At 62.6% G+C, this 21,176-nt stretch carries 22 protein-coding genes; 14 read left to right on the forward strand and 8 right to left on the reverse strand.

Annotation, left to right across the window (positions count from 1 at the left end; genetic code table 11):
- Nucleotides 1–28: 28 nt before the first annotated feature.
- From RHIBR816_RS0109545 to RHIBR816_RS0109580, 8 genes are all read left to right on the forward strand, one after another.
- Nucleotides 29–631 carry a dimethylsulfoniopropionate lyase gene (locus RHIBR816_RS0109545; RefSeq protein ID WP_026186811.1) on the forward strand — a complete coding sequence of 201 codons (603 nt, stop codon included), beginning with the start codon at nucleotides 29–31 and terminating at the stop codon, nucleotides 629–631.
- A gap of 41 nt (nucleotides 632–672) precedes the next feature.
- A complete protein-coding gene (locus tag RHIBR816_RS0109550; RefSeq protein ID WP_018236301.1) occupies nucleotides 673–1,422 on the forward strand; it encodes an electron transfer flavoprotein subunit beta/FixA family protein in 750 nt (249 codons plus the stop codon).
- A 26-nt stretch (nucleotides 1,423–1,448) separates the two neighbouring features.
- A complete protein-coding gene (locus RHIBR816_RS0109555; protein ID WP_018236302.1) occupies nucleotides 1,449–2,381 on the forward strand; it encodes an electron transfer flavoprotein subunit alpha/FixB family protein in 933 nt (310 codons plus the stop codon).
- A 92-nt stretch (nucleotides 2,382–2,473) separates the two neighbouring features.
- Entirely contained in the window at nucleotides 2,474–3,601 is a 1,128-nt protein-coding gene (locus tag RHIBR816_RS0109560; RefSeq protein WP_018236303.1) for an S-(hydroxymethyl)glutathione dehydrogenase/class III alcohol dehydrogenase, read from the forward strand.
- Nucleotides 3,602–3,603: 2 nt separating this feature from the next.
- Nucleotides 3,604–4,446 (forward strand): S-formylglutathione hydrolase, encoded by an 843-nt coding sequence (gene fghA, locus RHIBR816_RS0109565; protein WP_018236304.1) that lies wholly within the window; start codon nucleotides 3,604–3,606, stop codon nucleotides 4,444–4,446.
- A 54-nt stretch (nucleotides 4,447–4,500) separates the two neighbouring features.
- Nucleotides 4,501–5,073, forward strand: coding sequence for an S-(hydroxymethyl)glutathione synthase (gfa, locus tag RHIBR816_RS0109570; RefSeq protein ID WP_018236305.1), 573 nt, complete (start codon nucleotides 4,501–4,503; stop codon nucleotides 5,071–5,073).
- Between the two features lie 160 nt (nucleotides 5,074–5,233).
- On the forward strand, nucleotides 5,234–6,829 hold the full coding sequence (locus RHIBR816_RS0109575; RefSeq protein WP_198294169.1) for a FumA C-terminus/TtdB family hydratase beta subunit: 1,596 nt from the start codon (nucleotides 5,234–5,236) through the stop codon (nucleotides 6,827–6,829).
- Nucleotides 6,830–6,841: 12 nt separating this feature from the next.
- Nucleotides 6,842–7,774, forward strand: a complete 933-nt coding sequence (locus RHIBR816_RS0109580) for a LysR family transcriptional regulator (protein WP_018236307.1) — start codon at nucleotides 6,842–6,844, stop codon at nucleotides 7,772–7,774.
- On the opposite strand, the gene RHIBR816_RS0109585 is transcribed toward RHIBR816_RS0109580, so the two are convergent.
- The 6 genes from RHIBR816_RS0109585 to glmS are packed head-to-tail and all read right to left on the reverse strand — an operon-like array spanning nucleotide 7,749 to nucleotide 14,422.
- Nucleotides 7,749–8,630: a CoA ester lyase gene (locus RHIBR816_RS0109585; protein WP_018236308.1), complete on the reverse strand. Its 882-nt coding sequence runs from the start codon at nucleotides 8,628–8,630 to the stop codon at nucleotides 7,749–7,751. The two genes, RHIBR816_RS0109580 and RHIBR816_RS0109585, sit on opposite strands and share 26 nt — an antisense overlap.
- Complete coding sequence (locus RHIBR816_RS0109590; RefSeq protein ID WP_018236309.1) at nucleotides 8,623–9,798, reverse strand: CaiB/BaiF CoA-transferase family protein; 1,176 nt, start codon at nucleotides 9,796–9,798, stop codon at nucleotides 8,623–8,625. Before RHIBR816_RS0109590 ends, RHIBR816_RS0109585 begins: the two co-directional genes overlap by 8 nt.
- Nucleotides 9,799–9,802: 4 nt before the next feature.
- Nucleotides 9,803–11,056, reverse strand: a complete 1,254-nt coding sequence (locus RHIBR816_RS0109595; protein ID WP_018236310.1) for a methylaspartate ammonia-lyase — start codon at nucleotides 11,054–11,056, stop codon at nucleotides 9,803–9,805.
- Between the two features lie 35 nt (nucleotides 11,057–11,091).
- The gene (locus RHIBR816_RS0109600) at nucleotides 11,092–12,555 is read right to left on the reverse strand and encodes a methylaspartate mutase subunit E (protein WP_018236311.1); all 1,464 of its coding nucleotides are present in this window, start codon (nucleotides 12,553–12,555) and stop codon (nucleotides 11,092–11,094) included.
- A complete protein-coding gene (locus RHIBR816_RS33890) occupies nucleotides 12,552–13,955 on the reverse strand; it encodes a glutamate mutase L (protein WP_018236312.1) in 1,404 nt (467 codons plus the stop codon). Before RHIBR816_RS33890 ends, RHIBR816_RS0109600 begins: the two co-directional genes overlap by 4 nt.
- A complete protein-coding gene (glmS, locus tag RHIBR816_RS0109610; protein WP_198294137.1) occupies nucleotides 13,952–14,422 on the reverse strand; it encodes a methylaspartate mutase subunit S in 471 nt (156 codons plus the stop codon). Before glmS ends, RHIBR816_RS33890 begins: the two co-directional genes overlap by 4 nt.
- A gap of 174 nt (nucleotides 14,423–14,596) precedes the next feature.
- Here glmS and RHIBR816_RS37465 point away from each other — a divergent pair, with 174 nt between their 5' ends.
- On the forward strand, nucleotides 14,597–14,755 hold the full coding sequence (locus RHIBR816_RS37465; RefSeq protein WP_018236314.1) for a hypothetical protein: 159 nt from the start codon (nucleotides 14,597–14,599) through the stop codon (nucleotides 14,753–14,755).
- A 32-nt stretch (nucleotides 14,756–14,787) separates the two neighbouring features.
- Nucleotides 14,788–15,180, forward strand: a complete 393-nt coding sequence (locus tag RHIBR816_RS0109620) for a carboxymuconolactone decarboxylase family protein (protein WP_018236315.1) — start codon at nucleotides 14,788–14,790, stop codon at nucleotides 15,178–15,180.
- Nucleotides 15,181–15,258: 78 nt separating this feature from the next.
- On the opposite strand, the gene RHIBR816_RS0109625 is transcribed toward RHIBR816_RS0109620, so the two are convergent.
- Entirely contained in the window at nucleotides 15,259–15,525 is a 267-nt protein-coding gene (locus RHIBR816_RS0109625; protein WP_018236316.1) for a DUF2277 domain-containing protein, read from the reverse strand.
- Between the two features lie 245 nt (nucleotides 15,526–15,770).
- Between RHIBR816_RS0109625 and RHIBR816_RS0109630 the strand changes: the two genes are divergently transcribed.
- The 3 genes from RHIBR816_RS0109630 (at nucleotide 15,771) to RHIBR816_RS0109640 (ending at nucleotide 18,803) form a co-directional block, all read left to right on the forward strand.
- On the forward strand, nucleotides 15,771–16,493 hold the full coding sequence (locus RHIBR816_RS0109630) for a GntR family transcriptional regulator (RefSeq protein WP_018236317.1): 723 nt from the start codon (nucleotides 15,771–15,773) through the stop codon (nucleotides 16,491–16,493).
- 73 nt (nucleotides 16,494–16,566) lie between these two features.
- Nucleotides 16,567–17,451, forward strand: coding sequence for a dihydrodipicolinate synthase family protein (locus RHIBR816_RS0109635; protein ID WP_018236318.1), 885 nt, complete (start codon nucleotides 16,567–16,569; stop codon nucleotides 17,449–17,451).
- A 5-nt stretch (nucleotides 17,452–17,456) separates the two neighbouring features.
- Nucleotides 17,457–18,803 (forward strand): FAD-binding oxidoreductase, encoded by a 1,347-nt coding sequence (locus RHIBR816_RS0109640; RefSeq protein ID WP_026186814.1) that lies wholly within the window; start codon nucleotides 17,457–17,459, stop codon nucleotides 18,801–18,803.
- Between the two features lie 82 nt (nucleotides 18,804–18,885).
- Here RHIBR816_RS0109640 and RHIBR816_RS0109645 read toward each other — a convergent pair whose 3' ends face one another.
- On the reverse strand, nucleotides 18,886–20,328 hold the full coding sequence (locus RHIBR816_RS0109645; RefSeq protein ID WP_018236320.1) for a PLP-dependent aminotransferase family protein: 1,443 nt from the start codon (nucleotides 20,326–20,328) through the stop codon (nucleotides 18,886–18,888).
- Nucleotides 20,329–20,406: 78 nt separating this feature from the next.
- On the opposite strand from RHIBR816_RS0109645, the gene RHIBR816_RS0109650 reads away from it, so the two are divergent.
- The gene (locus RHIBR816_RS0109650) at nucleotides 20,407–21,165 is read left to right on the forward strand and encodes a pyridoxamine 5'-phosphate oxidase family protein (RefSeq protein WP_018236321.1); all 759 of its coding nucleotides are present in this window, start codon (nucleotides 20,407–20,409) and stop codon (nucleotides 21,163–21,165) included.
- Nucleotides 21,166–21,176 lie beyond the last annotated feature (11 nt).

Here is a 21,176-nt window from a genome sequence, read left to right on the forward strand (position 1 = left end):
CGGGGCGGCCCCTTACAGGGGATACGCAATGACAGGTCGAAGCGAAGCTCTGCAGTTGTTCGTCGATGCTGCCTTCGCGGCGTTCGACCAGTTCGCGCAGGCCCCGGAATCGCGCCGGTCGATCCGGCAAATTTTTTCCGCGCTCGAAGTGCCTGGCGCGGAAAGGTCCGGTCCCGGAAGCCAGCTGCCGGTGTGCTCGCAGCTCGACACGGCGTTTGCCATTGAAACGGAACACGAGTCGCTCCACCGCCTGGTCGAACGGTTCAAGGCGATCGAACCGCGGCTCGAATGGCGGCGCCGCACGAACTACCACAGTTCCGCCAGCGGCAATTACCTCGACGGCCACGCCAATGCGATGATCATAGGACCCGGCGGCCTCGAGGATCGGCGGGACCTATGGTTCGGCGTTACGTTGATGGCACCGAACGTCCGTTATCCGGACCATGATCACGCGCCGGAAGAGGTCTATCTCGTCCTGTCAGAGGGAGAATTCCGGCAAGGGCAGGGGGCGTGGTTCTCGCCCGGCATTGGCGGTTCCTTCTACAACGAGCCGGGAATCCGGCACGCCATGCGCTCCGTCGATACAGCGCTCTTTGCCTTCTGGGTGCTGCTGGCCAACAGGCCCGACTAGCAGTCAGTCGAGCGGAACAATCAACAGTCAAGGGAACCAGCATGAAAATCCTAGTCACGGTAAAACGGGTCGTCGACTTCAACGTCAAGATCCGGGTGAAGGCGGACGGTTCGGGCGTCGAACTCGCCAACGTCAAGATGTCGATGAACCCGTTCGACGAGATCTCGGTCGAAGAGGCGCTGCGGCTCAAGGAAGCCGGCAAGGCCTCGGAAGTGGTGGTCGTGTCGATCGGCCCGGCCAAGGCCGAGGAGACGCTGCGGACGGCGCTCGCCATGGGCGCCGACCGGGCGATCCTCGTCGAGACCGACGATGCCGTCGAGCCGCTCGCGGTCGCCAAGATCGTCAAGGGTGTGGCCGAGGCGGAGCAGCCGGGGCTGATCATCGTCGGCAAGCAGGCGATCGACGACGACAGCAACCAGACCGGCCAGATGCTGTCGGCGCTGCTCGGCTGGGCCCAGGGCACCTTCGCCTCGAAGGTCGAGATCGGCGACGGCAAGGTCGATGTTACCCGCGAGGTCGACGGCGGCCTGCAGACGGTCGAACTGAAGCTGCCGGCGGTGGTGACCACGGATCTGCGCCTGAACGAGCCGCGCTATGCCTCGCTGCCGAACATCATGAAGGCGAAGAAGAAGCCGCTCGACAAGAAGACACCGGCCGATTTCGCCGTCGACACCGCGCCGCGGCTGAAGATCTTGAAGACCGAGGAGCCGTCCGGCCGCAAGGCCGGCATCAAGGTCAAGTCGGTTGCCGAGCTCGTCGACAAGCTCAAGTCCGAAGCCGGCGTACTCTAAGTTTTAAGGAAAGGGAGACTTTCATCATGGCCATTCTGCTTCTGGCTGACCACGACACCACCCACCTTTCCGACCAGACGGCCAAGGCGCTGACGGCGGCCTCCAAGATCGGGTCCGACGTCCACGTTCTCGTCGCCGGCGCGAACGCCAAGGGCGTTGCCGAGCAAGCCGCGAAGCTTGCCGGCGTCTCCAAGGTGCTCGTCGCCGACGACGCGTCGCTTGCCAACAATCTGGCAGAGCCGCTCGCAGCTACGATCGTCTCGCTCGCCGCTTCCTACGACACCATCGTCTCGGCCGCCACCTCGGTCGGCAAGAACGTCATGCCGCGGGTCGCCGCGCTCCTCGACGTCGCCCAGGTCTCGGAGATCATCGAAGTCGTCTCTGCCGACACCTTCAAGCGGCCGATCTATGCCGGCAATGCCATCCAGACGGTGCAGACGAGCGACGCCAAGAAGGTCATCACCGTTCGCACTGCATCTTTCCCCCCCGCTCCGGCGGGTAACTCGGCTGTCGTCGAGGAAATCTCGGCGACAGCTTTTTCTTCCGATCTGTCCAGGCATGTTTCCGATGCGCTGTCGTCGTCGGACCGGCCGGAACTGACCTCGGCCAGGATCATCATCTCCGGCGGCCGGGCGCTCGGTTCGTCGGAGAAGTTCAAGGAAGTGATCCTGCCGGTCGCCGACAAGCTCGGTGCCGCCGTCGGCGCGTCGCGCGCCGCCGTCGATGCCGGCTATGCCCCGAACGACTGGCAGGTCGGCCAGACCGGCAAGGTGGTCGCCCCCGACCTCTACATCGCCTGCGGCATCTCCGGTGCCATCCAGCACCTCGCCGGCATGAAGGATTCGAAGGTCATCGTCGCCATCAACAAGGACGAGGAGGCACCGATCTTCCAGGTCGCCGACTACGGCCTCGTCGCCGACCTCTTCGACGTTCTGCCGGAGCTCGAAAAGGCGCTCTGAGGCGGCCTGGATCAGGACGACAACCGGGCCAGCCCGCGCGGGTCCGGTCCAGTCGGGCAAGCAATTCCATCACCACTCAAAAGGATCGAACAATGGACGTACGTGCCGCCGTGGCCGTTCAGGCCGGCAAGCCGCTGGAAATCATGACCGTACAGCTAAAGGGCCCGAAGGCCGGCGAGGTGCTGATCGAGGTCAAGGCGACCGGCATCTGCCACACCGACGATTTCACCCTGTCGGGTGCCGACCCGGAGGGGCTGTTTCCGGCGATCCTCGGCCATGAGGGCGCCGGCATCGTCGTCGACGTCGGTCCGCGCGTCACCTCGGTCAAGAAGGGCGACCATGTGATTCCGCTCTATACGCCGGAATGCCGGTCCTGCCCCTCCTGCCTGTCCCGCAAGACCAATCTTTGCACCGCCATCCGCTCCACCCAGGGGCAAGGGCTGATGCCGGACGGCACGAGCCGCTTTTCGATCGGCAAGGACAAGATCCACCACTATATGGGCTGCTCGACCTTCGCCAACTTCACCGTGCTGCCGGAGATCGCCGTCGCCAAGGTCAACCCGGACGCCCCCTTCGACAAGATCTGCTATATCGGCTGCGGCGTCACCACCGGCATCGGCGCGGTGATCAACACCGCCAAGGTGGAGATGGGCGCCACCGCGGTCGTCTTCGGTTTGGGCGGCATCGGCCTCAACGTCATCCAGGGGCTTCGCCTTGCCGGCGCCGACATGATCATCGGCGTCGATCTCAACAACGACAAGAAGGCCTGGGGCGAGAAGTTCGGCATGACCCACTTCGTCAACCCGACCGAGATCGACGGCGATATCGTCGCCTATCTCGTCAACCTGACGAAGCGCGGCGCCGACCAGATCGGCGGCGCCGACTACACCTTCGACTGCACCGGCAATGTGAAGGTCATGCGCCAGGCGCTCGAGGCCTCGCATCGCGGCTGGGGCAAGTCGGTGGTGATCGGGGTGGCCGGCGCCGGCCAGGAGATCGCCACCCGGCCGTTCCAGCTGGTCACCGGCCGCTCCTGGATGGGCACCGCCTTCGGCGGCGCCCGCGGCCGCACCGACGTGCCGAAGATCGTCGACTGGTACATGGAGGGCAAGATCGAGATCGACCCGATGATCACCCACACCATGCCGCTCGAAGACATCAACAAGGGCTTCGAGCTGATGCATTCGGGAACAAGCATCAGAAGCGTGGTCCTCTACTGACCATGAAAACGAACTCTAAAGAGAAGTCGCATGGCGGCATTCAGGGCGTCTACGCGCATCGTTCCGAGGTGTGCGATTGCGACATGACCTTCGCGGTGTTCGTGCCGCCGCAAGCGGCCGAACGGCCGTGTCCGGTCGTCTGGTATCTGTCGGGGCTGACCTGCACCCACGCCAACGTCATGGAGAAGGGCGAGTATCGGCGGCTGGCCGCAGAATTCGGCCTCATCGTCGTCTGCCCGGATACCAGCCCTCGTGGTGACGGTATTCCCGATGAACCGGACAATTGGCAGTTCGGCAAGGGGGCCGGCTTCTACGTCGATGCGACGCAGCAGCCGTTCGCCGCCAACTACCGGATGTATTCCTATGTGACGCAGGAACTGCCGCAGCTGGTCGCGGCGTCGTTCCCCGCCGACATGGAACGGCAGGGCATCTTCGGGCATTCGATGGGCGGCCACGGGGCCCTGACGATCGCGCTCAAGAAACCGGACCGCTACCGTAGTTGCTCGGCCTTCGCGCCAATCAGCCATCCGAGCGTCTCCGGCTGGTCGAAACCGGCCTTGGAAAAATATCTCGGCAGCGACGAAACGGCGTGGCGGCAGTATGATAGCTGCGCGCTGATCGAGGACGGCCATAGATTCCCGGAGTTTCTCGTCGATCAGGGGCGCGCGGACACTTTCCTCGAGGACGGCCTCAGGCCGGGCGAGCTTGAAAGCGCCTGCGCGGCCGCCGGCATTCCGCTGACGCTGAGACTGCGGGAAGGCTACGGGCATTCGTATTTCTTCATCTCCACCTTCATGGACGACCATCTGCGATGGCATGCCGAGCGGCTGAAGAAACAAGCATGAAATCAAAACGGCCGGGCATCGGGTCCGGCACAACCAAGGGAAGGAGAGACGTGTATGGGTAGCATCGCCATTCACCCGTCGGTCGACGGCGGCAGAAAGCAGCAAGCAGGATCCTTTGCCGGCGGCACGCTGGTCTGCGAATGCGTCACCAATCCGGTAAAGGTGCGGGTCAAGAGCGACATCGCGCACAACCATGCCTGCGGCTGCACCAAGTGCTGGAAGCCGAAAGGCGCCAACTTCTCGGTCGTCGCCGTGGCGCCGACGGACAGCGTCGAGGTGCTGGAAAACGGTGACAAGCTTGCGGTCGTCGATGCGTCCGCGCTGATCCAGCGCCATGCCTGCAAGGCGTGCGGCGTGCACCTCTACGGCCCCGTCGAGCGGGATCATCCGTTCAAGGGGCTGTCGTTCATCCATCCGGAACGCTTCCAGGACGAAGGCTGGGCGGAGCCGGGCTTTGCCGCCTTCGTCTCCTCGATCATCGAGAGCGGCTTCGATCCGTCCGGCATGGACGATGTCCGGGCGCGGCTGAAGGAACTGGGGCTCGAGCCCTACGACTGCCTCAATCCCGCGCTGATGGACTATATCGCGACCTGGACCGCCAAGAAGAACGGCGTTCTTCCCGCATGAGACCGACGGCAGCCCGGATGCGCCGGGCTGCCATCTCTTCGATAGCCAGTCGGGGAGCTTTAGGATTGAAAAATCTTCCCACGGGCAATAAGATTGCTTATCTGTTTCTCTATATAGATAAGCGTTGCTGATGATTTCCATGCCCGCCTTCGAAACGGGAATCTTTTCCCCGTTGTTCCAGCTTGCCGACGATCGGACAAACTTTCGACTTGTCAGCAATGGTGGGGTGACTCCAGTCCTCGCCGGCTCGCGGACATTCCTGTCGGTCAGTCCGCAACTCCTCACCGATCTGGTGAGGACCGCTTTCAGCGACGTGTCGCATCTCTTCAGGACTGCTCATCTCGAGCAACTCGGAGCGATACTCGACGATCCCGAATCCTCTGGGAACGATCGTTTCGTGGCGCTGGAGCTGCTCAAGAATGCGGTGATCGCGTCCGAGGGCGTGTTTCCGATTTGCCAGGACACCGGCACTGCCACCATCATCGGCAAGAAGGGCGAAACGGTGCTTGTCGACGGTGACATGCATGACGCGATCTGCCGCGGGATCAGCGAGACGTGGGAGACGAGAAACCTGCGGTTTTCACAGATGGCGCCGCTGACCATGTACGACGAGCGCAACACCGGAACGAACCTGCCGGCCCAGATCGATATCGAAGCGACCCAGACGGACTATTTCGAGTTGCTTTGCATAGCCAAGGGCGGCGGTTCGGCAAACAAGACGTTCCTGTTCCAGGAAACGCGGCGCCTGTTGGAGCGCCAGCGCCTGGTCGACTTCCTCGGCGAGAAGATACGGACGCTCGGGACGACGGCCTGTCCGCCCTATCACCTGGCGATCGTCATCGGCGGCCTGTCGGCGGACCAGACCCTCAAAACGGTCAAGCTTGCCTCCACCAAGGCGCTGGACAATCTACCAAACTCAGGTGACGCCTCGGGGCGGGCGTTTCGCGATCTCGAATTGGAGAAGGACGTGCTGCGGCTGACCCAGTCGCTCGGCCTTGGAGCCCAGTTCGGCGGCAAGTATTTCTGCCATGACGTGCGTGTCATTCGCCTGCCGCGACACGGCGGAAGCCTGCCCGTTGGCCTCGGTGTCAGCTGTTCCGCCGACAGACAGATCAAGGCCCGCATCGACCGGCACGGCGCCTGGATCGAGGCTTTGGAGACCGACCCGGCTCGGTTCCTGCCACAGTCCAGCTTCGAGGCACAGCATGCCAAGCATGTCGACCTCGGCCAGCCCATGGCCGTCATCCGCGAAGAGCTGTCGAAGCTTCCCGTATCCACAGCCGTCCTGCTTTCCGGCGAGATGATCGTCGCTCGCGATCTGGTCCATGCCGAACTGGCGAAGCGACTTGCCACGGGCGAGGCGCTTCCCGCCTATTTCCGGGAGCACCCGATCTACTACGCCGGTCCTGCGAAGACGCCTGACGGATTTGCTTCCGGATCTTTCGGCCCGACGACGGCAGCCAGGATGGACCCCTACATGGAGGATTTCCAGGCCGCGGGAGCATCGCTTGTCACCATCGCCAAGGGCAACCGCTCGCCGCAGGTGGTGCGCTCCTGCAAGACGCATGGTGGATTTTATCTCGGATCGGTCGGCGGGACGGCGGCAGTGCTCGGAAGGGACTGCATTCTCGACATCAAAGCCGTTGATTTCGCGGAATTCGGTATGGAGGCGGTGTTCAAAATCAGGGTAAAGGATTTTCCCGCCTTTGTTGTGATAGATGACAAGGGGAATGATTTCTTCACCATCCAACCCTGAGCCGCAAAAAGAATGAAGCCGGATGCCCTCGACAAGATTACGCTTCGCCAGCTTCAGATCTTTCTAGCCGTCGTCGAGCACCGAAGCTTCGTCGGTGCCGCCTCGCAGCTCAGGCTGACACCCCCGGCGGTCTCGATGCAGATGAGCCGGCTGTCGGAATTCCTCGACGCGCCGCTTTTCGACAAGGACGGCAGGTCGATCCAATTGACCGCTGCGGCGACGGCGCTGATCCCCTATGCCGAGCGAATGACGGAGGCGCTGACGGAAGCGTGCAATGTGATCGACGCGCTGCAGGGGCGGTTCGACAAGCTGGTCCGCGTGTCGATGGTCACCACGTCCCGCAATTTCGGGCCCCATCTTCTCCAGGAGTTCGGCCAAGCGCATCCGGACATCTCCCTCGAAACAACCATTGCCAACCGCGAGAAGGTGATAGAGCGGCTGGAAACCGGCCACGCGGATCTGGCTCTAATGGGGCGTCCGCCGCAACGCATTGACGTCGAAGCCACTCCCTTCGCGCAGCATCCCTATGTGCTGATAAGCCACCCCGCCCATCCGCTGGCGGGCAAAAGCCTCATTACACCGCGCGAACTGACGCAATTTCAGTTCCTCGCGCGGGAGGTGGGCTCCGGCACCCGCATGATCCATGATTATTTCTTTACGAGCCAGGACCTGCGCCTGCCGTCGACAATGGAGATGGACAGCAACGAGAACATCAAGCAGGCGGTCATGGCCAACATGGGAATAGCGTTTATTTCCGCCCACACCATCGCGCTGGAACGCCAGGCGAACAAGCTGCGCGTGCTCGCCGCCGAAGGCATGCCGGCGATGCGCGAATGGTTCGTGGTTCACCTGAAGGGTAAGCGCCTCAGTCCGGCGGCATCGAGCTTCAAGTCCTTCGTAAACAACGAAGGCCCGGATTTCATGCGTCGCTTTTTTTCAGAGTAGCCAGCAACGCCTGGGCCCGCTTGGCTACGGGCTCGTCGACCATCACGCCGCCCACGCTGGTGGCACCCCGGCCGCTCCGCAGGGCTTCGTTGTAGGCCTCGACCACGCGGGCGGCGAATTCCACGTCGGCAGCGCTCGGACGGAACACGACGTTCACGATCTCGACCTGGCGCGGATGCACGCAGAGCGCCCCGTCGAATCCCATCGCCTTCGCCTGCGAGGCCAAAAGCTGGAAGTCGTCGGCGTCTTCGAACGAGGCGATGCTGCCGGGCAGGCCGAGCGCCAGAACGCGCGCCGCGCGACATGCAAAGATGAACTGCTGGCAGGGAACGAAGAGATTGTCGAATGTCGGCGCGAAGCCGCATTCGGCGCTGAAGTCCTCCGTTCCAATGGCGAGTGCGACCACCCGGTCGGAAGCCGCGGCGATCGGCGCCATGACATTGAGAGCGGCCGGTGTCTCGATCAGATTGATGAGCTTGATAGAGCCCGGCGATAGGTCGCGCTCCTGTTCCTTCTCGATCAGGAACTCATCGACGAGCGCGACATGGTCAGGTCCCCTGACCTTCGGCAACATAATGGCGCTGACGCCCTCCATCGTGGCAGCCGTCAGGTCTGCGACGCAGTTCGACAGGTCACGGTTGACGCGCACAATCACTTCGAGCCCGCGTTCGGCCAGCAGCGCCACATGCTTCGGCAGACGCTCGCGCGCTGCTGCCTTGGAGGCAGGCGCAACGCTGTCCTCGAGGTCGAGAATGATGGCGTCGGCCCTGCGCAGATGTGCGCGCTCGACGAACCGCGCCTCGTGGGCGGGCATGAACAGCATCGATCGCCAGCGCGGCAAGCGTTTGTCAGGCATTGGCTGCTCCCCCGGCAAATTCGCGGCGAATAGCATCGGAGTGCTCGCCGATGGCGGGGATACGCCCGAATGGCTCATCCGGATTTTCGTAGGAGTACTGGACTGGAGCGCCGGCAAGTTTGGCTGACTTGCCGCTCTCGAGCGTGACGGTACGTCGCCGGAGCTGCGGATGGCCGGCAAAGGTTTCGACCGAGTTCACGCCGCCATAGGCGATCGCGGCCGCTCGAAGCAATTCCTCCAATGCGACCCTGGAGTGCCTTGCGAAGAAGGCGCTGACGATCGCGTCCAGATCCCTGCGGTTCTTCACGCGGAGCGAAGCATTGCAGAAGCGCGCATCGGTTGCCAAATCGGCATCGCCCAGCACGTCCGAGCAGAGGCGACGCCACTCTCTTTCGTTCTGGATGGAAATGGCGAGCATGTGCCCGTCGGACGTTGCAAAGCCGCCATAGGGTGCGATGGACGGGTGATGCAGCCCGACCGGCTCCGGCGCCTTGCCGGCATAGACCGTATGCATCAGCGGGACGGTCATCCAGTCGGCGGCGGTATCGAACAACGAGACCTTGACGCCCGAGCCCGTCCCGGTGACCGACCGTCGATAGAGCGCCTGCTGTATGCCGATCACCGCATTCATGCTCGCGCCGATGTCGCAGACCGAGACGCCGATCCGGCCCGGCGCGCCCGGTGCGCCGTTGACCGCCACCAGGCCGCTCTCGCACTGCACGAGGAAGTCGTAGGCCTTCATGTCCCGGTAGCTGCCGGTCTCTCCGTAGCCGCTGATGTCGCAGGTGATGAGCCGCGGGTAGCGCGCACGCAGTTCCGTGCTGTCAAACCCTGCTCGCGCGCTCGCGCCGGGGGCGAGGTTCTGGATGAAAACGTCGGCCTTGCCGAGCAGGACATGCAGGAATGCGGCGTCCTCCGGATCCTTGATGTCGAGGCAGAGCGACTCCTTGCCGTGATTGGCCCAGACGAAATAGGAGGATTCCCCCATCACGGCCTGGTCGTATTTTCGGGCGAAGTCTCCTTCCGGACGCTCGATCTTTATCACGCGCGCTCCGCCCTGGGCGAAGTGGCACGAGCAGAGCGGTGCGGCGACCGCCTGCTCGATCGAGACGACGAGGAGGTCCTTGTAGGGTTTGTCGGTTCCAGAAATCTGGGCGGCAGTAGCCATGGTGTCACCCCGCAATGGCGTGTTTCGTCTTGAGGATGGCCTGGTTACGTCGCATCTCGTTCGCGACGATCGTCAGGCCCTCGTCGAAGCCCATGCCCGGCTTGATCAGCACCCGCTCGGGACGGGTCGCCTGAGCGACATGCAGACAGGTCCGGGCCGAGACGTCCGTCTCGTTGCAGGTGCCTCCGAGGTAGGCCTCGACGCCGCGCGAGCGGCAATAGAGCACCGCCTCGATGGTGTTGTGGATGCTGCCGAGATCCGGCGTCTTGATCTGCACCATGTCGCAGCAATCCGAATCGACGAATTCGATGATGTCTTCATAGGTGTTGCACCATTCGTCCGCGACGATGCGCACGCTGCTTCCGACCTTGCGGAGCACCTTTCTGATTGCCGCCAGAAGTTGGATCTGGTCGGGCTTGTTGCCGGCGTCGACCGGCCCTTCGATATAGAGGGGGAAGGGCAGTGCCCGGTTTTCGAGCTCCGCCAGGTAGAGGGCGATCCTCTCGGCATCGTTGTCGAATATCGTGCCGATCGTGCCATAGACATCGATATGAAGGGTCGGCGCGTAGTCCTGGCCGCTACGGATCTTCTGGATCCTCTGCGTCAGCCAGGTGACGTATTCCTTGAGCTTGCCGCCGTTCTCGCCGAGCTTGGTCGCGACATTGTTGATCAGCCCGTGCGGCAGCGCGTCGACCCGTTTCATGATCATCTTGTCGACGGCATTGTAGCGGTCGTCTCCGCTCTGACCGAACAGCCGGAGCGGCGAGAGATCGATCGGCAGCCCATACTCGGCACAGACGACCTCGACCTTCAGCCGATTGGAGGCCTTGGCGGCGGCATCGAGAAGCGCCTGCGACAGTCCATAACGGATGGCGGTATGGATCTGCCTGCCGTCTTCCTCGATCGCGTCGACAAACCGGGCATTGGCCACGAAGTCGTCCACGTCGCGACCGATCAGCAGCGGCCGCAGCACCTCGTTCATCCACGGGATGTAGCGCTCGGCTGTGAACAACGGATCGCGGCCGCCGGCGCCGGAATACTGCACGGCAGCGCAATCGCCCTCGGCCCATTGCCCGTTTTCCAGTTGCAGCAGAACCGAAACCGCTTCGCCCGACTGCCGTATCTCATCGAATCCCGGCGTTGCTGTTGGGCCTACATAGGTGAAGCCATCCATGCCGGCCCCGCCTTTGATCGCCGCCTGATCGTCAAAATAGAAGGACGAGAAGCCGGAGCTGAACTGCGCATTGGTAATCTTCATCGAATGGTCTCTCTGGATCGGGAGTCGGTTGAGATCTAATTGGGACGGCCGATCAGCTTGCTGGCGGAAATCGCCCGGACATCGTCCACCACCATCTTGAAGGATGCGTCGCGCCCTTCGGCGGCAGCGCGTTCGGCGATCTTTTCCTTGTGAAAGGCGATCACATCGGCAGGGAGCGGTATGCTGCCCTGATCGAAGACGCGGATCGCGCCGTTGTTATCGCGCACCGGTGTCAGTCGGCCGGCATTGACGCTTGCGGGCGCGAAGGGGATGTCCATCACGCCGGCCTCGAAGGCGCGAACGGCGCCGCGGGCGATGTCCCCCTGGCCGAGATCGATCACCTTGTCCATCACCGCGTGGACTTCGCGCTCGATGAGTGCCATCTCCTGGGCAATCTCGTCCGTTTCGAGGTAACCCTGATCGCCGATCATGTTGATCATCTGTTCGGTGGCCTGCAGTCCCGCGCGGTTTGCCTCCATGGTCGGGACGCCGCTTGCTTCGTGCGGGGTCTTGACGATGATCTTTGTCGCGCCGCCGAACTTGGCCGCCGCGGCGCCAAGAGCAATGACCGAGTAGGCGCGCGCCTCGATTTCCGGAAAGCCGCCCATCCATTGGTGAAAGACCGTGGAGAGTGCGTAGTCGTCGTGGCCAAATTCGCGGAAGTAGTGATGGCCGAGCTGACGCAGGGAACGGATCGCCGCGACATCCTGCGATAGGTTGCCGGCCTGCCCGTAGCCGAGCGTGATGCATTTGACGCCTTGCTCTAGGGCCAGCAGTCCCTCGATCAGCGCCACGGCGTGCGAGACGAAGGGCGGCACCAAGGTACCGGTGAGGGGGCCAAAGGGCTCCCGGTTGATGCTGACGCCTTCTTCTTCGTAGCGGCCGACGAGGCGGTCGCAATATTGCCAGTGGCGGATCGAGCGCGCCAGCGGCACGTTCTTCGAGTAGGGGATGTTGTAGGAGATCCCGCCACCCTCGAAGCTGCTGAACCCCGATGCAAGCGTGATCTCCGCCATCAAACGCGCGTCAGGCGTCCCGTGGCGGACCTGGATGGGCTTGCTGACGTTGTCGACCAGCCGCTCGCAACCTTCAACCCCGTGGTTGACCGGAGGGAATCCATTCAGCAAGGACGTGCCTGCCGCACGCGATCTGTCGATCCCCGCCTGCGCTTCCTCGTACCGGTTGTGCCGGGTATAGGCATCCACGGTGGTCGGCAGCACGTCGCAGTGCGGCGACAGGTCATTGAGCAACTGTATCTGCTCGCGAATGAGCGCCACCCCCGCACGAGGCTGCAGCAGGGTCTTGTGCGCCGCTTCGGCATTGGCCAGCGCGACGGAGAATTTCTTGGAATCGGGCATCTCGTGATGGCGGCGCACGCCCTTGGCGAAGTCGACATCTTTTCCGGTATGCCAGGTCTGCAACACCGTATCGCGCTCGTGCTCATAAGTGCCGCGATCCAGTTTCCGGTTTTCGATTTCGTGGGAAGAGGGCTCGGTCATGTGGTCGCAATCTTTGATCTGACTATGGAGTTTTCGTCGGATGCTTCGTGGCCCAACAGTCGCAATCCGGCCGTGACAGCGGCGACCGGGTGTCCCCGGGCGATGTTTGCCAAAAGGGGAAGAAGGTTCGCCGGATCGCGGAGATATTCCTTGCATCGCGGCACGAGGACACGCTTGCCCCGCGCGTCGAGACCGATCCGGGCGACATGGTCGCGCGGGTCGAACTCGGGAGCACTGGACAGATATCCTCCGGTGCCGATGAGCGTTCGAACCGATGTCAGGTCCCGTCCCACTTGCACCGTGACAAGCCCGTCCGCGGTCGAGACCTCGTGGGCGCGTCCGGCGTGCCGCATCAGCGACGTCGCAATGTTGGCGCCTGCCAGCATCGCGTCGAAGCGAATTTCCTCGGGCTCGACCGGCACTATCTCCGGCGTCGCCGTCACTTTCGAGACAAAGCTCTCAAACGCGGCAAGGCGATCTTCGGCCGGCGGCATCAGGCTCAGCACAGCCTCGGCGGCCGTCGACGCGGAGACACGCATGCCGAGGTCGCCCTCGACCGTTCTCTTGATCTTCGGCTCCGGCAAGCCGCGGCGGACGACGCCCGCGACGACGACCTCGTCATGGCAGGAGTAGACATCGGTTGTCGCGCCGCCCATGTCGACAAGAAGGAAATCGCCGAATTCAGGCGCATGCCGTGCGATATGGCTGCAGTATTCATAAAGAGCGTAAGGCGTCGGACATGGCTCGCGTCCGGTGCTGCGGATGATGCGGTCCAGCCCTTTGCCGGAGGTGATCTTGCTCAGGAAGACGTCGCGCACCGCTGCCCTCGCGGGCTCCGGATTCGGGAAGTCTAGAGCGGGTAGCAGGTTGTCGACGCAGATCAGATCATGGCCGTCGAGGATCGCGCGGACATTTTCTCGAACGTGGCGGTTTCCCGCATAGACGATCGTGCAGGACAGCCCGGCTCCGGCGAGCTTTCGGGCATTTTGCACCTGGTAATAGGCGTTCCCGCCGTCAGAGCCGCCGGCAAGCAGAATGATATCGGGCGTCGCTCGCTGCAACGCCGCGATGTCGTCTTCGCCCAGTTCATAGGCGAAACTGTGCGTCAGCTTTGCGCCGGACGAGTATGCCGTGATCTTCGCCATCTCTGCGGTGATGTCGGGGACGATGCCGACGGCAGCCACCGCCAACCCGCCCTTGGCGGAGGACGAATAGTAGAGGTCGTAACTCTCATCGTCCTCGACGAGTTCACGGAGCACGGCATCGAAACCCCGCGAGAGATTTTCCACCGTGGTCGGGTGGCTCGCACGGTCGAGGAGCTGGAGCCCCCCGTCCGCAGAGGCCCTGAAAGCGGCGCCCTTGGTCCACGTCGACCCTATGTCGATGGAGACGAGCCTCATCCCGCGATGCGCAGCTCGACGACTTCATGGTCGTCGTTGCAGACCAGCACTTTCCGGGAAATGTCCGCCTTCAGAAGCTCGGCGACCTCTTCCAGGTCGACCGTGGGCTTGAACACGCGGTCGAAGCCCATGTCCTTGAACATCGCCTCGACAGCGGAAAACTCTCGCTTGCCGATCACCAGGTTTCCGCCGACATAGAGGAGGATATCGGCGAGGCCACGTTCGACGCACCTGCCTCTGAAGCCGGCGCAATCGATTTCTCCGTGGCCGTAGATCGAGGAAACGAGGATCGCCTGCGCGCCGGTTTCGACCGCCGCGTCGATAAATTCGTCCTGGCTGACCATGACGCCGAGATTGACGACGTCGATGCCCAAGGGCTCCAGCACGCTCTTGATGATTTTGTTGCCCACTGCGTGGCAGTCGGCGCCGATTACGCCCAGGACCACCTTAAACCGTGCATCTGCCACGTCGCTCTCCTGCCTCGCTGATTTCCAACTGCCGCTGTTGGAGCCCGTCATACTGGACGCGGAAGAGAAGTCAATATCTATTATCAATTATGTTATACAGATAAATATTACTTACTTATTGAAAACCGTTGCCGAGCCGGCATCTGTCAGGCAATTTTCATCGGACTCGCGACAATGCGACGCAGCCGGCTCGCCGGCAAACCTCCGAAATCGCGGGGGGTGGGCCGAGTCTTTTCGGCGGCGCGCGTGAATCCGGGCGCGGGCGTCAATCAGGATTTTGAGCTCCTCAAGGAATTCACGGTCGAGAAACCCGCCGCGTTCAGTTACGGCTGAATGCCGTCAATCCTTTTTTGGAGAACAGAGCTATGGCTGAGAAAGAGTGGTCTGAACGCTTCGAGCGCGGCCTTAAGACGCGCCGTGAGGTTTTGGGTGCAGAATACGTCGACAAGGCCGTATCGGAGGCCGACGAATTTTCCTGGGCCATGCAGGAACTGACGACGGAGTGGTGCTGGGATGCGACTTGGAACCGTCCGGGCCTCGACCGCCGATCGCGCTCCATCCTGAATCTCGGCATGATCGCGGCGCTCGGGCGCTCCCACGAGTTCAAGCTGCATGTCCGAGGTGCCTTGAACAACGGCCTCACCAAGGACGAGCTCAAGGAGATCTTCGTTCAGATCGGAACCTATTGCGGCGTGCCCGCGGCGATGGATTGCTTTCGGGTCGCCAAGGAAGTCTTCAAAGAGATGAACATGGACTGAGGGCGCGCCTCTCGTGCCACGCCGCATTCTATGCGGGGTAACGGGACGAGACTTACGGCAGGCTGATGGGTGGTTGCGTCAGGAGAATCGGATCGCCATTCTGGCGCGCGCCTTTGCCGCTTCCTCCTCGCGGTTGCGTGGCGGTTGCGACGTCTCCAGCGAATCGATCAGTTCCCGGGCGCATGCAGCGATCGATTTAACCGCGTGCTCGAACGCCGCCTCATTGCGTTTCGACGGTTTGGTCGTTCCGCTCAGCTTGCGCACGAACTGAAGCGCGGCGTCGTTGATCTCTTCGTCGGTCGCCGGCGGATCGAAATTGAATAGGGGTCTTATGTTTCGACACATGACTTGCTCCGATCATTTTCATCTTCTCATGTCTCGTGCAGCGTCCCCCGACATTCTGGAGGGTCGAGCAGCGTGAGGCAAGGGCGCCCCTTGCAGTCGCTTGCCTTCAATTGAGGTCAGAAAATGCGGTTTCCTCAAGGCGATTGGCACCCTCCGTCCAATTGCGGCCGTACATGTCTATCATAAGAATAATGGATTGACAGAGAGCCTACGTAATGTCTACATATTGTAGTATGGCGAAAGAAATGAGCAACAAGCCAGACAATGGTGCCGATCCAGCCGCAGCCGGCCCGGACAGAAAGGCGACGCTTGGAAACGCGCTTCGCAGGCGCATTCTCACCATGCAGGTCGCGCCGGGATCCGTACTCGACGAGGTCGCGCTGAGCGAAGAATTCGGTCTGTCCCGACCGCCGGTTCGTGAATTGATGCGGCAGATGGCCGGGGAGGGTTACATAGAACTCGAGCCGAATCGGCCCGCGCGCGTCGCCGCGTTGAGCTATCAGTCGCTGCGTGCCTATTTTCTGTTCGCGCCGATGGTTTACGTCGCGGCCGCAAAGCTCGCCGCGGAAAACGGGACGCCCGGAGAACTCGAGGGCCTGAAGAGGACGCAGAAGCGGTTCCGCGCTGCGATCGAAGACCTCGATGTCGAAGGGCGCGTATTCTTCAACGACCAGTTCCATCAGCAGATTGGGGAGATGGCGCACAACGCCTACCTGCTGCCAAGCCTGAGACGTTGCCTCATAGATCACGCCCGCATCGGCAAGATCTTCTACCAGCATCCCAACAACAAGCAGATGCAGGACGACCTGGAAACAGCCGCGAACCAGCACGACGCGATCATTGACGCACTTGGGCGACGGGATGCGGCCGAAGCGGGCGACATTACGCTCGCCCACATCGAACTGTCGCGCCGCAACATGGCAATGTACGCGACCCCGGAAGGGCTGGACATGCCATTTCATATCTGACCGCCTTCGGGGCGGTCTTCAACGCGTGTCAACCGCCGCCGGATCTTTCGGCGCCAAAGCTGCGGAACTGAAGATGCCGAATTTCCCTTTTCCCGGACTGAATCTCGCAATCACCACGCCTTTCGACGCGCAAGGGCGCATTGATTTTGATCGGCTGGAGGCCAACATAGAGCGCTACTTGGCGCTCGGCGTTCCTGGCTTCGTCCTGAGCTCCGGCACTGGCATGCATGTCTACCTTTCCAAGGAAGAATCGAAGGCACTCGTTGAGCGCGGTGCGAAGATCATCAACGGGCGCGCGAAAGTCATCGCGCAGACGTCTGCTCTCCTCTCGGACGACGTCGTCGAGCGCACCCGGCACGCCGCTGATTGCGGCGCCGATGGGGTCATGGTCCTGCCGCCGTTCTTCGAGGGCCCGACGGACGATCAGGGCATCATCGATTTTTACACCGAAGTCGCGCAGGCGGGACTGCCGGTCATCGGCTACAACGTGCCGCAGGCGGTCGGCGTCGCGGTCACTCCGTCGCTGCTGAAAGAGCTTTGCGCCATCCCGAATTTCTGCGCCATCAAGGACAGCAGCGGCGATCTCGGAAAGCAGGCGTCGCTCATCCGCACGGGGCTGCCGGTGATGAACGGTGCCGACCAGCTCGTGCCCTATGCGCTCTACGCCGGCTGCAGCGGCCTCATCTGGGGCGGCGCGAATTTTGCCCCGCGAACCTGCCTTGCCCTCGTGGCGGCGGCGGCGGACCGGAAATGGGACGAAGCGCGCGAAATCTGGTCGGCGCTCGAGCCTGTCATGTCGCTGCTCTGGGAAGGGGATTATGTTCAATCGGTCTACGCGGCCGCTGAACTGACCGGCTATGGCGCGGGCAGTCCCCGTCGGCCGCTGAGAAGCCTGTCCGGCGACCGGATCGAGGTTCTTCGGGCCGCTCTCGGTGATCTTGCCGCGCGGGAATCGTGAAGCCGGTGAGCGCGAACTCGAAAAGGGCGTTCGTCGCATCGAAACTTCCGAAGCACACGGGCGTTTCGGCGTGGGTTGCAATGCTTCCGCCTCGCATCGAAAAGCCGAGGCTCGAGGGGTCCGTCACCGCCGACGTCGTCGTGATCGGTGCGGGCTTTGCCGGGCTGTCAGCAGCACGACGAATTTCTGAAATCGATCCCAACGTCAGCGTCGCGGTTCTCGAAGCCGGCGCCGTCGGCGAAGGCGCTGCCGGGCGGAACTCCGGCTTCATCATCGACCTGCCGCATGAAGTCTCCGCCGACGACTATGGCGGCGACTCCATGAGCAAGAGCAAGGAGGCCATTTTCATCGGCCGCAGGGCGATCGCGCTGGCGAGCGCCATTGCTGCGGAGGAAGGGTGGAGCCGCGAAATCTTCGATCCGTGTGGCCGGTATAGCGTCGCCATCACCGATGAGGGTGACCGGCACTTGGTCGCCTATGCGGGGCAGCTTGCCAAGCTGGGCGAAAAGCACCGCCTGCTCGACGCAGGCGAGATTTCGGAAGTGACGGGTACTCAGTCCTATACGTCCGCTCTGTTTACCCCGGGCACCGTCATCGTCCAGCCTGCCGCCTACATACGAGGTGTCGCCGACTCCCTCCGTCGGCCCATCACCCTGTACGAGAGAACGCCGGCGACGTCGTTTGAGAGCACGGGACAGGGATGGCTGGTAAAGACCCCTCAAGGATCGATCACCTGCGACAAGATCATCCTGGCCAACAACGGGCACGCGGAGAGCTTCGGCTTCTTCGAAGGCCGCCTCCTGCACATATTCACCTATGCGTCGATGACACAGGCGTTCGATCCGAGCCGCCTGCCCGGCGAAAGAAAATGGGCCGCGACGCCGGCTCTTCCGATGGGCACGTCGGTTCGCCGCATTCCAGGGCAACGTGGCGACCGTATACTCATTCGCTCACGCTACAGCTACCACTCCGGCCAGGTGGTCGGTGAGGGATCGCTCAAACGGGCAGGCGCCCAGCACGACCGCAAGTTCCAGGCCCGTTTCCCGATCCTCGGCGACATCCGGATGGAGTATCGTTGGGCCGGCGCGATGGCCGTGACCTGGAACGCAGTCCCGGCATTCGGCGAGATCGAAGCTGGTGTATTCGCCGCCTGTGGATGCAACGGCGTCGGCGCTTCGAAGGCAACGGCTTCCGGCATTGCCGCCGCGGAGTTGATGCTGGGGCGCAGTTCCGAACTGACTCACATCTATCAACGTTTCGACTTGCCCAAAGCCCTGCCACCTCAGCCGTTCACGGCCATCGGGGCGAAGGCGAACCTGGCATTCCGCGAATGGATGGCAGGCGCCGAATAATCGGCGCTCGCCAGCCCCTGGCTGGCGGCCGCGGCGAACGTGCCGATCGAATCGTCAATTCGGCAGTCGCGTCACTCCGACCTCATGGACCGTCCGCAGTTGCCGGCGACAGATCATGCACTATGCCTGCAAGCTTCTTGCCTGCCCGCCGCAAGTCCTCGGGCTCGAAGCCGGAATAGCCGAGGACCAGGCCCTTGCGGATCGGCGCGGCGAGATAGTGGGTCGAAAGCGGCAACGCGCCGATTCCCGCCTCTGCGGCTGCGGTCACCAGCTTCTCGTCATCGAACTCGTCGGCAAGGCTGACGATGAGGTGCAGACCCTGTTCCGGCGCGGCCACGGAAAAGCTGTTGCCGCCCGCACCGAGCCCGTCGACCAATGCATCCCGGCAGGCTTCCGCCCGCTTGCGTACCCGCCGCAGATGGGCGGCGAAATGGCCTTCGTTCAAGAGATCGGCGATCGCGCCCTGCGGCAGGCTCGGCGGCTGCCGATCCATCTGCTGGCGCTGCGCCAACACGGGCTCGACCAGCGGTTCCGGCAGGATTGCATAGCCGATGCGAAGACCGGGGAAGAGAACTTTTGAAAAGCTGCCGAGATAGATGACCCGGCCGGCATCATCCATGCCCTGGATCGAGGCGAGCGGGGGACCGGAAAAGCGGAACTCGCTGTCATAATCGTCTTCGAATATCCACGCATCGTTGCGCTTCGCCCAGTCGATCAAGGCAAGCCGGCGGCGCATGGTGAGCGTTACGCCGAGCGGAAACTGGTGCGATGGCGTGCAGTAGACCGCCTTCGCTTTTCCACCGATGACTTCGCCGGCGGCAACGTCGATGCCCTCCCTATCAACCGGCACCGGGACGGTTCGAAGGCCCACGCCCGTAATGGTCGCCTGGGCCGAGAGATAGCAGGGATCTTCTACCCAGACCGCGTCGCCCGGGTGCAGGGCGGCTCGCATCACGAGGTCCAATCCATGACGGATGCCCGAGGTTACGACCACCTGTCCCGGATGACAGCGCACGCCGCGCGCTACCCGTGCATAGTCGGCGATCGCCTGCCGCAGTTCGTGCTCGCCGCGCGGATCGCCGTAACTATAGAAATTCGGCTGGGGCCGCTCCAGGCGGCGATGCAGAAGCTGGCGAAATACCCGCCGGGTGCGCTCATCGGCAATAGCGATACCGAGCGTGCAAGGGTGCGGCGGGCCGGAATAATCCGCCCCGTCGTCGACGATTTCCGGCACGTCCGCCTTCAGTTGAGGCACCTCGGCCGCCACAAATGTGCCGGCTCCAACGCGCGCCTCCGCAAATCCCTCTGCAATCAAAACCTCATAGGCATCCACGGCCGCACCGCGCGAAAGGCCGAGACGGCGCGCCAGATCGCGCGTCGTCGGAAGCTTGGCGCCGGCCGGCAACTGCCCCGTCTCGATCAGCCGGCGAATGGCGGTGTAGAGCGCGCGCGATCGCTTGCCAGGCTCCGGCATCACAGGAATGAGTGCCGACAAATCCGGAAAATTGGTCTTACTTTTTTGCATTTGATTGGATCTTTTCTGGACCAATTGAGGGGTGCATTGATGAACCAACAGGCTCATGAAAACAAGGTGCGGCATCCAATGTCCGACGATACGATTCTTCATTCCAACGAAATCGAGGCCAATTCAGGCTCCTATTCCATATCCGAACGCAACAGGGTGCGTCGGCTGCACGAGCGCGGACGCTATGACCGCGAGACGGTCCATGCTGTGCTCGATGCGGCGATGCTCTGCCATGTTGCTTATTCGATGGACGGCGAGCCTTACTGCACGCCGACGATCCATTGGCGCGACGGCGACCGGCTCTACTGGCATGGTTCGTCGGCAAGCCGCATGCTGCGTCAACTCAAGGCCGGTGCGCGCGCGTGCCTTACGGTCAGCCATCTCGATGGTCTTGTGCTTGCCCGCTCCGGCTTCCATCATTCGGTGAACTACCGCTCGGCGATGTGCTTCGGCATGGCACGGATCATCGATGACCAGGCGGAAAAGGAGCATGCGCTCGATGCGCTGATCGAGCGCTTCTATCCGGGACGCACGAGCCTGCTTCGCCCGATCGAGCGGCAGGAAATCAAGGCGACCATGGTGGTCGGCATGGAGATCGAGGAAGCCTCCGCAAAGATGCGTGCGGCAGGCGTCGGAGACGATGAGGACGATTATGCGCTGCCGATCTGGGCCGGTGTCATCCCGGTCTGCACCGTGATCGGCCAGTTCGAGACCTGTCCGCGGCTATTGCCGGATGTTGAGGTGCCGGCGGGGCTCGCAGGCTTTGCGCCCGGCCGCAGCCTCGACGAAGTGCTGCTGGAGAACCAGCGGCGATATGAGATGGGTCCAGAAGCTTGAAGTGAGGGAAT

This window comes from Ensifer sp. BR816 (genome assembly GCF_000378985.1).
Classification (GTDB): domain Bacteria; phylum Pseudomonadota; class Alphaproteobacteria; order Rhizobiales; family Rhizobiaceae; genus Sinorhizobium.